Annotated in this window: 11 protein-coding genes; 2 read left to right on the top strand and 9 right to left on the bottom strand. The window is 48.2% G+C overall.

The genetic code is table 11. The features are described 5' to 3' along the window. Positions 1 to 117: 117 nt before the first annotated feature. Genes JUB15_RS03575 through JUB15_RS03565 form a run of 3 tightly spaced genes read right to left on the bottom strand, consistent with a single transcriptional unit; the run spans position 118 to position 3278 of the window. Positions 118 to 1710 (bottom strand): hypothetical protein, encoded by a 1593-nt coding sequence (locus JUB15_RS03575; RefSeq protein ID WP_207510941.1) that lies wholly within the window; start codon positions 1708 to 1710, stop codon positions 118 to 120. Positions 1711 to 1729: 19 nt separating this feature from the next. Further along, positions 1730 to 2710, bottom strand: coding sequence for a hypothetical protein (locus JUB15_RS03570; RefSeq protein WP_207510940.1), 981 nt, complete (start codon positions 2708 to 2710; stop codon positions 1730 to 1732). A gap of 40 nt (positions 2711 to 2750) precedes the next feature. Next, complete coding sequence (locus tag JUB15_RS03565) at positions 2751 to 3278, bottom strand: hypothetical protein (RefSeq protein WP_207510939.1); 528 nt, start codon at positions 3276 to 3278, stop codon at positions 2751 to 2753. Positions 3279 to 3669: 391 nt separating this feature from the next. On the opposite strand from JUB15_RS03565, the gene ppnP reads away from it, so the two are divergent. After that, a complete protein-coding gene (gene ppnP, locus JUB15_RS03560) occupies positions 3670 to 3966 on the top strand; it encodes a pyrimidine/purine nucleoside phosphorylase (protein ID WP_207510938.1) in 297 nt (98 codons plus the stop codon). A 92-nt stretch (positions 3967 to 4058) separates the two neighbouring features. Here the strand turns inward: ppnP and JUB15_RS03555 are convergent, their stop codons facing one another. Beyond that, the gene (locus tag JUB15_RS03555; protein WP_207510937.1) at positions 4059 to 4751 is read right to left on the bottom strand and encodes a YceI family protein; all 693 of its coding nucleotides are present in this window, start codon (positions 4749 to 4751) and stop codon (positions 4059 to 4061) included. 167 nt (positions 4752 to 4918) lie between these two features. Here JUB15_RS03555 and JUB15_RS03550 point away from each other — a divergent pair, with 167 nt between their 5' ends. After that, positions 4919 to 5911 (top strand): winged helix-turn-helix domain-containing protein, encoded by a 993-nt coding sequence (locus JUB15_RS03550; RefSeq protein ID WP_207510936.1) that lies wholly within the window; start codon positions 4919 to 4921, stop codon positions 5909 to 5911. Positions 5912 to 6470: 559 nt separating this feature from the next. Here the strand turns inward: JUB15_RS03550 and JUB15_RS03545 are convergent. The 5 genes from JUB15_RS03545 to JUB15_RS03525 form a co-directional block, all read right to left on the bottom strand. Beyond that, positions 6471 to 7790: an IPT/TIG domain-containing protein gene (locus tag JUB15_RS03545; protein ID WP_242696197.1), complete on the bottom strand. Its 1320-nt coding sequence runs from the start codon at positions 7788 to 7790 to the stop codon at positions 6471 to 6473. 21 nt (positions 7791 to 7811) lie between these two features. Then, entirely contained in the window at positions 7812 to 8723 is a 912-nt protein-coding gene (locus tag JUB15_RS03540; RefSeq protein WP_207510934.1) for a phosphodiester glycosidase family protein, read from the bottom strand. Between the two features lie 18 nt (positions 8724 to 8741). Beyond that, positions 8742 to 10031, bottom strand: coding sequence for a RagB/SusD family nutrient uptake outer membrane protein (locus tag JUB15_RS03535; protein WP_207510933.1), 1290 nt, complete (start codon positions 10029 to 10031; stop codon positions 8742 to 8744). An 18-nt stretch (positions 10032 to 10049) separates the two neighbouring features. After that, entirely contained in the window at positions 10050 to 13367 is a 3318-nt protein-coding gene (locus JUB15_RS03530; RefSeq protein ID WP_207510932.1) for a SusC/RagA family TonB-linked outer membrane protein, read from the bottom strand. An 84-nt stretch (positions 13368 to 13451) separates the two neighbouring features. After that, positions 13452 to 14726 carry a FecR family protein gene (locus JUB15_RS03525; RefSeq protein WP_207510931.1) on the bottom strand — a complete coding sequence of 425 codons (1275 nt, stop codon included), beginning with the start codon at positions 14724 to 14726 and terminating at the stop codon, positions 13452 to 13454. Between the last annotated feature and the right edge of the window lie 80 nt (positions 14727 to 14806).

Here is a 14806-nt window from a genome sequence, read left to right as displayed (position 1 = left end):
TTGATTTCAAATGCGCAAAAATAGTCCATTTGTTGTAGCCGGCATCCTGCTCTATAGGCATGGCCAAAAAAATTGAGCATTTTGCCCTTGGTAAACGCGCTGCTCAATGCTACCTGGTCACGCGTCGCCAGCGGCCATTTCTTCTGTACCAATAGCCCGCCGTGGCGATGCAGATATTACCGAAATGCGCCTGAATAGCGGAAATAAAACCAGCGAAACCAATAACGTCATCAAAAAATACGGCAAGCAACGGGCTATGTGGCGATAGCAGGAAGGGGTAGAAAGCCTGATGGTGGCGTGCATTACATAAGGAAGAACAGTTCGTTTGGCTTGCTGCAGCTCTCCCCTGGCATTTACCGCCATAACAATTCCATCGTTGGAAGACTTTACCAACGGAAGGTTGTTCTCAAGCGCGCGCAGCCGGCAAATGTTCATATATTGCCGTCGTCCGGTTTCCGACCCGCCAAAAAAGCTTTCGCTCGACAGCATTAGTATGGCATTGGTATTATCTTGTAAACTTTGAGCCATGAAGAGGCTGTTCACTACTTCATAACAAATGCCTATAAAATATTTTTTACCATCAATGTCGAAGTGATTGGTATTGTAAGGGTCTTTGGCAAAGCCATATGTTTTCAGGTGCAGGAAAGAAAGGTACGATGGCACATATTCTGCCAGCGGAACATATACTTTTTTCAGCTTGAGGCTAAAGGTATCAGACGCATTGATCAGCAATGCCGCGTTGTACCGGCTGTAATGTTGTTGTAGGGCCATGCGCTGTTCTACATGCAACCCTTCCGGATCGGGTACATTGAGCAGGGCACCCACAATTATATTATCAGTTTGCCACAACTGAAGGCCATGTTTGAGGCGGGCGTATACATCACCCAATGCAAACCGGCTGAGCCACACATCATTCGATAGCAACACTTCGGGCAATAAGGTTATTCCCTTTGACTTTTTATCACGTGTTGCCAGGGAGTCAATGATAAGTATCTTTTCCCTGTCACTTATCTCGTCGGTACCGCCCATGGTAGTAGCAATGGCGGTAATATCTTTTTCCGGTGAGTTAGTGTTTGGCTGTTGGAAAAACCAGCACCCTGCCGACAGCACCATTGGCAGTACGATAGCCATTAATGCTACTGACGCTTTCCTTATATGCCATGATCGTTTGCCCAGTTGGTAAAGCAGGTAATTACATACCAATATCCAGGCCGATCCGCCCATTACACCCACCCATGAATACCATAATACCAGTTGAGGCGCCTTTCCGAATACATTGCCTATTGTAAGCCAGGTCCAGGAAAAATCCCACAGGTGATGCACATATTCAAAAAGCAACCACCAAAGCAGCAAGGCCAGGGCTACCCCCTGCTTAATACGCCCATACCGTACATATAACTGCCATAACATTACGGGAAGCAAAAAGAGGACGCTGTTCGCCAACAGCGCCCCCGAACCTCTTATTACATCCAGTTGACATAACCAGTAAGTAACGGCTGCATTCCATGTAAGGTTCAGTATGAACAACTGCAGGTACCAGGCACCACGCACTTTGCACCGAAACAATATAATAAAGTAAGGCACAAAGCAACATAACGACAAAAGCGGATGCACAAACCACGAAGCTGATAGCAGTATACCAAAGGAGATCCAGCACAACAGGAATTGCGGCCAGCTTTGCTGATCATATAAACGGGATAATAATCGCATGTTCTTCCGGAATTATTTATTAACCAGTCACTCTTGGCCAGGGCCCCCAGTTTAGTACTATCAGTGTTTCCTGTGCGCTGCCGGCATAGATCGAATACTTTTGTAAGTTATCGGGGCTGTTAACGATGGCGTAGTTCGCCCGGCCAACCGTAAGGGTCACTACTGCATTGAATTGTTTATAGATATCCCTGCCCGGCCACATTTCATTGAGGTCGGTCAATTTTATAGTATAGCTTCCATTATCGGGCACACGGAATGCCTTATACCGTTTGGTACTATATGCAGGTGAAGTACTATAAAACTGTGAACTCAGTTCCTGGTCGTATTCGAACCCAATAACCACTCCTTTATCATTTTGGGCATCTGCATTCCAGGTGATCGTAAGGTCAAGCGGATTGAATATGGCCTGCCAATTCCATACATCAAAGTAGTTATTGCCTACCTGGGTTATGGCGCCGTTGGTGGCCAGACTCACCTTTTTGGGAATATAAAAGTAACCGGGGGCAAGGGCTGCCGGGCCAGGTACTACTCTTGCTGTTGTAGTTGTGGCAGGGTTAGGGTTGATCGAATAGGTAACGATTTGCCCCTCAAGTGAACTGTATTTTGTAGGATCCTTACTTGGACGGGCGGGAATGTAGCTGGAGGCAAAGCTGTAAAAATTATTCACGGGCGAAAACTCTATCCCGCTAAATACAACTTTCCCACCGGGGATCAGGTTGTTATTCGCATCGTAAAAAGCACCACTGAACCTGTAATTGTCATTTGCAGGCACGTTGCGTGAAGCGGTTGCCGGCCTTACGGAATGATGGATGGCGCCAAACATTCCATTGGTAGGTGTTTCCATAAAGGTATAAAAACCCATAATGTCGTTCACGTTCTCGGTGGTAGCCGTCCGGACATTTACTTTATCGAGCTTGCTACCGGTTTGCTCTTTGCTTTTGCCGCAACTGCATACCATCATCAGCACGCAGGCATATAAGTACAGGGAATTTTGTTTCATTAGAAAGGAGTAAAAGGTTAAGAAATGTAAACAGATTGATCTAACAGCCTCCCAGCACACCTGTAAAATTCAGGTTCACATTTACATTAGGCTGCCCTTTTTGTATCATATCTGTGCCGTGCCAGATAGGTCTGTTCATCTTGCCGTCTATGCAGTTGTTGCAATTCTCATAAAAATCTACAGTGATCTTGCCACCCACCTCTTTGGGTACTTTAATGTCAAGGTAAGAGCCGGCTTTCAACCAGGTAAACTTGTATGTAGAGGCGGCGTACATGTTTGTAGGTGCGTTTGGTTCAACGGTGACCTTGCAATAATAAGTGATCGGGCTGGCCAGGCTGCTGGCACCCGGATTCAATGCCGGGTTCGACTGATCGTTAGGCGTTTTACTACAGGTTCTGTTGCTGGGCACGAACCAGGAAAGCGTGAGTTTACTCGGTACCTGTGTGATCGTTACTGGCGGCTTTGGCGCTTTACGCATCGCTTTTCCCTCCGAAGGGGCACTGGATAATTGCCCGGGAAAGGACACAGTGATGAATCCAAGTACCAGTGGGATGATTACTTTTTTCATTGATAATATTTATGGTTAATAATAACAAAGTGCTTCCTGTTCGCCCCCTTTACAGCAGGCACAAACGATTGTTACCGGCAAGCCGGTGCGCTTTCCTTGAGAAGGTCATAAAAAACAACCGGAGCAATAGAATAGTAACAGTGATGTTTAATTGCATAGTTAATAAACCGGTTATGTTCGGTTACTTATGCAATTGAGTAAATTTATATAAAATGCTTTGGGAGTTACAGCAACAATTAACAAGTGCAGTGTTTAGGCAATAGCTGCGCTGATTCGGGAAATAAGTGATTTGCAAACCTGCTCTAAGAAATGAAAATACCGCTTAGGTTGTTCTACCGGAATAAATTAACTTAGCGCCTCAAAAAAATAATGACGTTTAATAAATTAATGTATGAGCAGTTCAAATGATAAAGTGTCGCACAATGTATATTTTGATGGAAAAGTTCAAAGCCTTGGTATCGAAACAGAGAAAGGGCCTGCAACTGTCGGCGTTATGAAAAAGGGGACTTATGTATTTAACACCTCTTCACTTGAGACCATGGTAGTTATTTCCGGCACTATGCGTACAAAGCTGAGCGGTGGCGACTGGCTCACGCACAAGCAGGGTGACAGCTTTGAAGTAGCCGCAAACTCATCGTTTGATGTAATGTGTGCTACGGATGTAGCATATATCTGTTACTATAGTTAAAAAAAATACTGGTGCTCTTATTAAGCCTCGTAAATCCCAAGATTTACAAGGCTTTTTTGTTGTAGCCGTTTTCGTCATTAAGCTGATGATTTTTAACAGGCCCGTTTCTTACTGCTTTGAAACCGTAAAACCAGTGATACTGGTACAGTGTCTTCCAGCAACTCGTCTTTCACAAGTCCCAATAAACTGCCCGACTTGTAAGTAATGCCCCATTTCGTACGGTCTATTGTGAGCGACGCTGTGGCAACAATATCCTCCCCATTTTTGACAATCGTGGCTGGAAAATGGATCTCTTGTGTAATGGCCCGCAAGGTCAGTTGCCCGGTAAGATAATACGAAGAATCGCCGGAGACTTTAGTCGCTTTAGTTAATTGAAACGTACACCTGGGATACTTCTTCACATCAAAGAAGTCAGGGTCTTTCAGATGCGATACCAGTCCGTTATCGCTGCTCGTGTCTTTCTTGTCGGTAGTGGTTATTGTATTCATATCCAGTTCAAAATAGCCTCCTGCAATAGAGCCGTTGGCATCGAAAGCCAGGTTGCCTTTCAGGGGTTTGATATAGCCCTGATGTCCAGCTCCTCCCATAACATGCATGCCTTTCCATTTGACAAAACTTTCTGGTATAACAAGGGAATAACCTACTACGCTTCCCACTGGGGTGGAAGATGCCGGCAATGTAATAGCAGGTGTAGAGGCGTCAATAGCCGCAACTGAACGATCCCGGCAGGCCACGGCACCGGCCAGGCACAGGGATGCGCAAACGAAAAATAAGATTGACCGCATAAGATGTTGATTTATGTGATGATGAAAGCGGAAAGAAACCCGGGTTGTTGATACAAACCTACGGTGTCCGTTTGCGGGAGGGGTAAAAGCGTAGTAAAAGCTTTGTAAACGAATGTAAAATCTGGCCGGAGGCACCGGAGCTCGCAGGGAATGCTGTAATTTTAAGTATGAACTGGAAAGCCTTGCTGGCAATAGGCACCGCCCTGATAGTCATCGTTTCATGGACTGCCATCCGTGACCGGGCTGCCCTGCCCGCTACAGATAAGGCGACTGAAAAGCTGGTGATCCGGCAGATCGGTCACCAATTGCTGTTACAGGCCGGCGATTCCTCCTCCCGTATCCTTCCTGTGGAAGACCGGGCGAACAGGGAATACCTGATCCGGTTTACGGCACCTTTTACCTTCTTAACCGATACTTTAGTGGCTACCGTACGCCGGGTAGTCGCGGCCAACCGCCTGCGCTCCAGTTACCTCGTGGAGGTGATCCGTTGCGCCCCATCGGCCGAAGTGATCTATGGATTCCGGATATATAAAAACAGTTCCCGTAATATAGTACCCTGCGGGGGTCGCCGGCAGGAAAGATCCTGTTACAATATCCGGATCAGGTTTACAGAAACCGAAGCCGCCGGTATGTACCCGTTTTCCATGGGCCTGCTGGCGGGTAGCCTGGTGGCCATTCTGGTAAGTTTATTATTCCGCTCACTATATTTAAGAAAAAGAAGAACCACCGACAAGGCAGACAATATGCCAGCCCTGGGTGCCTCAACCGGAATTACGATGGATAGTCCGGTACAGCAAAACACACAACCAGATCTGCCATCGTCAGCGATTAAACAGGAAATCCCGCGGTCATCGGGTATTGCTATTGGTAACCTGGTTTTCTTGCCGGAAAGTCAGCAACTGGTAGCCGGCTCTACCATCATTCTGCTCACAGCCAAAGAAGCCAAACTGTTGCACGTATTTGCCAACGCCCAGCAGGAATTGATAGATCGTGATCAGTTGATGAAAGAAGTGTGGGAAGATGAAGGCGTTATCGTTGGCCGGAGCCTGGATATGTTCGTCTCGAAATTGCGGAAAAAATTGCAGGCGGATCCGCGCATAAGCATCCTGAATGTGCATGGCAAAGGGTACAAGCTGGTCATTGGTCAAATGGCGTGCTGAGTGTTAGCATTCTATTTGCAAAGGTTTTCGCCATAAAAAAAGCTCCACATTGTTGTGAAGCTTTTTCGTGAACCGGATTGGATTCGAACCAATGACCTGCTGCTTAGCTTACCCGCTACAGGTTTCCCTGCTTCCAACCTGGGTCGGAATTTGTGGTCTGGACTATATCTTCACCATTTCAGGTGTGCCACGTGTAGTCTCTACGGAACCCCTTGCAGGTTTCCTCGGTATTGCCATCTGCATTGCTACAGGAAGGTTTCACCGATATAGTGGCATCCACTTATAAGGTTTCGTTTCCCCTATAAGGCTCCTAAGTTTGAAGGCAGCTGCTCTATCCAGCTGAGCTACCGGTCCTATTTTGAACCAATAATTGCTTACCGGTTCAAAACACACCTCCCGACTTTCATCGGGAGCGCAAAAATAGGTTTTTTATCGATATTTTTTCCTGTCGAATTAAACTATTTCCAGCAGGTTATGGCCATAACCTTCAGAAAATCACTATTTATGGCCACAACCATACTCGCCGTCAACAGAATACATGATTAAAAAGGCCCTTTTATTACATCGGTTCTATTTTCCTCACCCGGTTATTGCCCAGATCCGCCACATACACCGTACCGTTTCCATCGATCACCACATCCACCGGTGAGCTAAAACGCGCAGCCGAGCCAAGCCCATCGGTAAAGCCGCTGACCGTTCCTCCCAGTGTGCTCACCTTACCCTGCTCAATCATGCGCACCATGTTATTGTTTAAATCGGCCACGACGATCACGCCATTAGCGTTTACGTCTATCCCATAGGGATTGTTAAATTTCGCCGCGGCGGCATCTCCGTCCAGCGCACCTATCGTGCCGGCGCCTGCCAACGTAGTTACCGCGCCGGCGGGTGTGATCTTTCTAATGCGGTGGTTTGCCCGGTCGGCCACCAATATGTTACCATCCTTATCTACCGCTATCCCTGATGGATTGGCAAAAGCGGCTGCCGCACCAGTGCCGTCTTTGAAGCCACTGGCACTGCCTGCCAGCGTAGTAACCTCTCCTGAAGGTGTGATCTTCCGGATACGGTGATTCCTGTTGTCGGCCACGTACACGTTGCCGCTGCCATCGACGGCCACATCCAGCGGCTGGTCAAACTTCGCGGCCGTTCCCTGTCCATCGGCATAGCCTGCCGTACTTCCTGCCAGTGTGCTCACCGTTCCATCGGGCGCTATTTTCCGAACCTTATGGTTATCGCGGTCGGCCACATAAATATTTCCCTGTGCATCCATGGTAGAACGCCAGGGCAAATTGAATTTGGCCGCCGCTGCGGGTCCATCGGCGTATGCATTTTCACCGGTGCCAGCCACGGTGGTAACCGTTCTGTCGGGTGCAATTTTCCTGATGCGGTTATTGGTCCTGTCGGTTACAATAATATTTCCCTGCGCATCCAGGCATACGCCTTCGGGAGCAGCAAACAGGGCGTCAAAGCCGATCCCATCCTTATAGCCGGCAGTTCCATTTCCTGCCACCGTAGAAACGATGTATTCCTTTGCCGGCTCCTTATACGTATACACGGGCCCCTCGAGGGTTATGCCTCCTATCGTAATGGTTATTTTACCGGTCTGTCCGTTCGCCGGCGCCACTACTTTCAGTTCGCCTTTACTAGCATCCAGCACGATCGCGTCCTGTCCATTGAACTGTACTTTGTTCTCATCGGCTACCGCACTGAAGTTCCTTCCTAAAATGCTCACGATGGTAGCCCCTGTTCCACTTTCCGGCGATACCGACACGATCACCGGATCCACAGATTTATTGTTGGTATCGCTGTCTTTTTCGCAGGCGGCTGCCAGTAATAAAACGGGCAGCAGGAACAGCCTTTGACATTTTTTAACTGAGATCATATAGTTCACTATCTGATGTTTTTAATTGGTTGATACAATACTCCATCCATTGGCCACAGCCCGCGGCGCTCCGTCCGATGACCAGTTGCGCATCTGCATGATATTGCCGCGAGGGTTGTTGATCATATACGTTGAAGAGCCGCCCCCATCAATATTGATGGCTTCCACAGCGCCCAGGGCCAGCATCATTTGCCCCAGTTTTTGAAAAGTGGCTCCATTGGAATAATCGAACCGGCGCCCATCCACTACAATAAAATAAAGGATATTGTCTGCCGTAAAGCCTACACAGGTGCGCGGCTCTATCGACTGATCCGTTTGTGGCTCCAGCACCTTATTCCTTACCAGCCTTTGATGTCCGCCCAGCGCATGCAGGATCTCGCCTTTTCTTTTCGTGTAATCCAATGAATCGCCCAGCATCAACTGTCCGGTCTTGCTGATGCCGAAATAGCCCCAGCTGGCAGCCGGAATGGTCGTGCGTACCGCCTGCCCATTCAAATACACAACACCTCTGGGTTCGCCGGTATTGCCATTGAAGAAATCGGCATTGGTCGCAAACAGTGGTTTGCTATTCGGGCCCTGAATATACTTCAGCATATCGGGAACGGTTTGCCGTGCATACCCTGTACCTCCGAATGGCGTAAGGGGTCTTAATGCTATTCCGGACTGTTTCATATCCACCCCCATCACAAAAACGCGCATGGAATAACCTTCCCGGCTCAGGTAATGTATTTCGGTGCTTTGTACACCCGGGTGCACTTCGATCACCGTATCCGTAAACACCCGGGCCACCAGTTGTGTCTTTTCTAAAAAAGCTTTCGATACTTCGCTCAGGTTGTTATCGAGTATTGTTTCAACCGGCTCGTCTTTTTTACAGGCCACAAAGCCCAGCAGCGTTAATCCTATTGCAAATGCTTTACAATTTTTCAGCAGCATAGTGTCTCATTTTTTTCTTTAAAAAACATAACCGTCATTCTGACCCAGGTTCTCATTCACCAGTCTTTCATAATCAGGAACAGGGAATTTCGTGCGGAATGGTTCAATTCCCAACGCATCCACGGCTTTACCGGTACGTACGAGATCGTACCAGCGAAATCCTTCCGCCAACAGCTCACGCCTTCTTTCCAGCGCCACGGCCTGCTGATATTCGTCTACCGAGGACGGATTGAGGGCAGACAGATTTCTTGCAGCGCGTAATTCGTTCAGCCGGTTCAGGCCATTGAGGCCCTGTGCTTCGGCACTAATGAGATACATTTCGGCCAGCCGGATAATGATAACCGGATCTGTGCCTGCCTGGCCGCTGGGGTATTTGTTGATCACATCAAGATTGGTATAGGTGTCTATAGACATGGCCCTGCGGTTATCGCCGGCTTCATACATGTTCATCACCTCGTCTGTGGGCTTATACACATAAGAACCCTTCACCGGGTGGGCGTAAGTGTAGAATAGAGTACTGAGGGTAATACTCGATTCTTCGGTTAAATTTTCAAAAGCAAAAATCACTTCCTTGTTATCCTGCTTCCTGAATATTTTTTCGAAGCGGTCGAGCTGGAACAAACCTGACGTAATAAGCCTTTCTGCATATTCAGCTGCTTCGCTGTTTTTTCCCTGCGCCAGTTTCACGCGAGCCATGAGCGCCTGCGCCGCTTCCCTGGAAGCGAGATAATAATCTCCATTCAGTCCGGTAATAAAGCCGGGCGCCTGCGTCATCGCAGCGAGCAGGTCTTCTTCAATGAATTTCCAGATCTCAGCTTGTGCCGTGCGGGAAACCAACTCTGAAGTATTGACCCTTAACAGCGGTACATCGCCCCAGCGGGTAGTGAGGTTGTAATAGATATATGCCCTTAAAAAATGCGCTACACCTGCCACCTGGGTCTTTTTGTCCGTATCAGGCATTCTTTCCATGATCTGCAGCACATTGTTCACCTGGTACAAAGCGCGGAAATAACCGTTCCAGTCCTGCCTTACGAGGGAATAATCGGTGCGCATAATATTTTTAATAAAGGCCAGCACATTACCACCGGAGGCAGTGGTCAGGTTGCCGCCAACCAAATCGTACATGATGTAGGATTCCCTTCCCGGAAAGTTCTGCACCGCATTATACATACCTTTCATTAATGGGTCCAGGTCTTTTTCTGATACATTATCCGGTGAGGCGGCCGAGTGGGGATAAAAATCCAGTTTGGTACAGCCGGTAAAAACGATCGCACAAAAAACAACTGTAATAAATGTAAGCCGGTTCATTGTATTCCGATTTAACTATTAAAAACTAATGTTCAAGCCAAAGTTGATCACTCGCAGTTGCGGAAGGATCAGGTTGTCCTGTCCCAGGAACTGCGGATCAAAATTGCTGGTCACCTCTGGGTCCATGCCCGAGTAGTTGGTAAGCAGGAACAGGTTATCTGCCTGTGCAAATACGCGCACCCGGGTCATCTTCAACCGGCCAATAACATTTGCCGGCAACGTGTAACCGAGATTCAGTGAGCGCAGGCGGATATACGATCCGTCTTCAATGAAGCGGGACGAGTTCTGGGTATTCCAGGTAGAACCGTAAATGGCCCTTGGCGTGCTGTTGCTGGTGCCTGGTCCTGTCCATCTTTCATTCACTGCTCTTTCAGTTATGTTGGCGAAATTATTACCCAGGCGATCCACGGTGAGCCGGTAACTGGCATATACTTCTGAACCGGAAGAGTAAGTGAAGAAGATATTCAGATCGAAATTCTTATACCGGAAGCTGTTGTTCCAGCCGCCAAAGAAGTCAGGGTTGGAAGAACCCACGATCTGCCGGTCGTTGACATCGATGGCTCCGTTATTGTCGATATCCTCATAGATAACGTCGCCCGCTCTTACACCGTTCTTGTAGAAAGATTCCGGTACATCTTTATCATCCTGGTAAATGCCCAGTTGTTTATACAGGTAATGGCTGCCTACCTCCTCGCCTACTTTCAAGGTGCGGTTGTCGCCGATCAACAATGCATCATTGCCAATGAGTGAGGTGAGCTTATTTTTGATAAACGAGATATTAAAATCGGATGACCATTGTACTTTACCGATGTTCAGATTGGTACCTACCAGGAATTCCAATCCGGTGTTCCGCATAGAGCCTATATTGCTGATGATGCTGGTGAACCCGCTGGTAGCCGGCTCAGGTTTGCTGTACAACAGGTTGTCGGTATTCTTCAGGAAGTAATCGGCTGTGATATTCAGTTTGCCTTTCAGCAGGCTGAGGTCGATACCAACATCGAACTGGCGCGCGGTTTCCCAGGTAAGGTTCATATTACCATTGGTAGTTACGCCAATACCGCTGCTGAGGCCATAGTTCATGCCACCGCTCATTTGTGCCTGGTAGGCATAACTGCTGATGCCATCCTGGTTGCCCGTGGCGCCATAGCTGGCCCTGATCTTCGCCTGTGTATGCTGCCATCTCCAGAAGTTCTCATTCGAGATATTCCAACCCGCAGATACGGCGGGGAAATAACCCCAGCGGTTATTGGGTGCGAATTTTGAAGAACCATCGGCCCTCAGTGAAAGTGCCAGCAGGTATTTACCATCCCAGGAGAAATTGGTTCTGCCGAAAAGCGACAACAAAGCGCTTTCGGAAAGACCGGTAGAAGCATTTGTGATTTCAGAAGCTACCGACAATACATCGAAAGCGGGTGATGGGAAGCCCCGGCCTTCAATAGACGAAGTAGAGTTGTTCAGCTTCTGGTAAGAATAACCTGCCAGTGCGCCGAAATCGAGTTTATCGAAGGTCTTGTTATAATTCAGGGTATTTTCCCATAACAGGTTGGAGGCAAGGCGGCGGGCATCCGTTAAACTGCCCACGCCGGTTCCATAGGGATGTTTTTCGTTGTAGTGCACATTGTCTACCGTATACGTAAGATCGGCGCCAAACGCTGATTTGAACACCAGTCCTTTGGCAAGGGTCAGGTTGCCGTAAAAGTTACCCAACATGCGATATGAATTGATGAAGGTGTTCTCTTCATTCAGGATCTGCACCGGGTTGTGGTACACGAGGTCTTCCGTTCCGCCCACATAATATTCTCCATTGGGTTTATAAGGCCGGTCGAAAGGCCGCTGGGGCAGCGAACGGGCCATAATGGTAGAACCCAGGTTGGAACCGGGCACGCGGTCGTTCTTCGAATAGCTGAAATTGGTATTGGCGCCAAATTCCAGCCAGTTATTCAGCTTATGCGACAGGTTTAGCTTGCCCGTATATCTTTCAAATTTTTGTGTTTTTACAGCGCCTTCCTGGTTCAGGTAGTTGCCGGAAATATACAGTTTCGTTTTATCAGTACCGCTGGTTACCGAGAAGCCGGCGCTCTGTGTGCGGGCTGTACGTAACACCAGGTCCATCCAGTCTGTATCGGGCAAACCTGGATACGGATTCTCTTTCCGCAGCATATAATTGGTGCTGCCGGGCAGGTAATTATTTTGTGTATTGAAATTGTCGATGGCTTCATTGATCACCTGCAGGTATTGTTCAGAACTGGCCATTTTCACCTTGTGCAAATTGGGCACCTGCTGAATGCCGGTGGTATAATCAACAGTGAATTTCGATTTACCGGCGCGGCCTGATTTAGTGGTAATGATGATGACGCCATTGGTAGCTCTTGATCCATAGATGGCGGCAGAGGCAGCATCTTTCAATACTTCCACAGACTCGATATCATTGGGATTAAGCAGGGCCAGCGGATTCATGTTCTCGCCCATGTTAATGAGGGCGGCATTCTGCTGCACCACCGGAATTCCATCGATCACATACAGCGGTTCGTTGGTAGCGCTGAGGGAACCGATACCCCGGATGGCCACGCGGTTGCTGGAGCCGGGACTACCTGAGCCGGCGCTCACCTGTACGCCTGGCATTCTGCCCTGGATCATTTGGTCGGCACTGAGGGCCGGGCGGCTGTTCTCTTCAGTTGGTTTGAAGGATGCTACGGCTGCCGATACTTCCCTTCTCTTCTGAAATCCATAACCTATGACCACTACTTCGCTCATTTTTGATTCTTCTTTCTGAAGCGTGATCACCGGCATGCTGTTCTTTCCATCGAGCCTGATCTCGCGGGCAACAAAGCCTATGTAAGACACTTCCAGTACAGCACCTTCTTTCACATTTTTAAGACTGAAATTGCCTCCGGCGTCTGAACTGGTGACCTGGTTGGTGCCTTTCACTTTTACAGTGGCGCCCGAAAGCGGCGCCCCGCTCTCATCGGTCACCTTTCCATTTACGTCGATAGGCAGTGGCTGGGTTGGCTGCTGGGTGTTTGTCTCACCGGTGGGTGGTTCCGGTTTGCGTTTAATAATGATGGTCTTGTTGTGAATGCTGAAATCAAGCGATTGCCTGTTCAGCACCCGCTGCATAAAAGAGGGCAAGGGCTCATTCTGCACAGCAATGGTCACGGGTTTTGCATCACGGATCATTTTGTAATTGTACATCACCAGGTAACCGGTTTGGGACTTGATCTCGTTAAACAGTTTTTCGAGCCTGACCTCCTTACCCGAAAAGGTAATGGTTTGCGGACTGGCGGTGAGGCTTACCTGTAGACCGAACAGGACTAATAACAATGAAGTTAACTTCATAAATGCGCGTTTACATTTAATGCTAAGAGTGCAATAAAATCGGTGAAGAATAAAACAATAAAAAGGATAAGCTGGGTAATTTCCCTATGGCATAACGATCAGCCGGTTGCCGGCTTCTATTCTAAAATGAATTTCCATATCCTCAAAACCTTTCAGCACCTGCGCGAGTGTAAGATCGCGTCCCATCTCGCCGCCGAATTCCATGGCCGGAATTCCTTTTTCATAAATTACATCCACATTGTACCATCGCGACAATTGCCGCATCACCTCCTGCAGGCTGGCCCTGTGAAAATTAAAGATGCCGTTTTTCCAGGCCATTACTTTATCTATATCGGGCGAGTAGTTAATAGCCAGCGGCGAGTGCGGCTTCACCACCGCCTGCTGACCGGGTTTCAATATAGCTGAATGTTCAGCTTTATTTTCCCACTTCCGATTTCCGGCTTCTGAACTCACTTTCACGCTTCCTTCCAGCAGGGTCACTTTCAAATTCGCTTCATCTTCATACGCATTCACATTGAAATGCGTACCCAGCACCGTAACACTCGTAGTTCCTTTTTTTACAATAAAGGGACGTGCTGCATTTTTGGCAACTTCGAAATAGGCTTCGCCGGTAATGGTCACTACTCTCTCTTTTGCTGTGAATGCGGTGGGATAGGTTATGCTCGATGCAGCGTTGAGCCATACATTTGAACCATCGGGCAAAGTAAGTTTGTATTGTCCGCCGCGGGGCGTTGTCAATGTGTTGAAGGATGGAGAATGCCCGCCCGGATGATCCGTTCGGACGGGATCATTGGTCAATGGGTTACCGGTCTTCTCATCTTTCTGCGCATAAACCAGTTGCCCGTTATTCAACTTTACAATTTTAGCATTCCCCTGCTGGGCCAGCATGCCGTCAACGGCACTGTCTAACAGGATCACAGAACCATCGCTCAACGTAAGCTGCGCTCTGTTGCCACCCGGTGCAATATCTACAGGTGTTATTTCCTGCGCCAGTGGTTGCTGATCATTTTGATCCGGCGCTTTTTTCGTCAGCATCCAGATCACGGTACCAGCTACCAGTATCAGGATGGCCGCATAACGCAACCACGCAAAACCTGTTTGCATCCGGCGGTATTTTGGAGCTGGGCCGGTGTCGTGGCCGGTCATCAACTGCCTGAAGCTTTCAAAGGACTGTTCGGCCTGCCCTTCGGCGCTGCTTCCTGCTATTGTTGTCGATTGCAGGTCCCTGTCGAGGGCCGCTTTGAGAACCGGTTCAAATTCCGGCAATACAGCAGCATCGAGAAATTCTTTCAATTCCTCTTCTGTCATTTGCTGTAACAGATATTGCTGCAATAAGCGTTCGAACCGTTCTATAGTCATGTTTGATTGAAAAGGTGTTCCTATTTCTATATAAAGACACAGTAGTTAAAAAAAGGTAGGTATGTCTGATAAATTTTTTT

Origin of the sequence: Longitalea luteola, assembly GCF_017356035.1 — a bacterium.
GTDB classification, from domain to species: domain Bacteria; phylum Bacteroidota; class Bacteroidia; order Chitinophagales; family Chitinophagaceae; genus Niastella; species Niastella luteola.
Note: the sequence above shows the minus strand (reverse complement) of the source record. Positions and strands in the feature narration are given on the sequence as shown.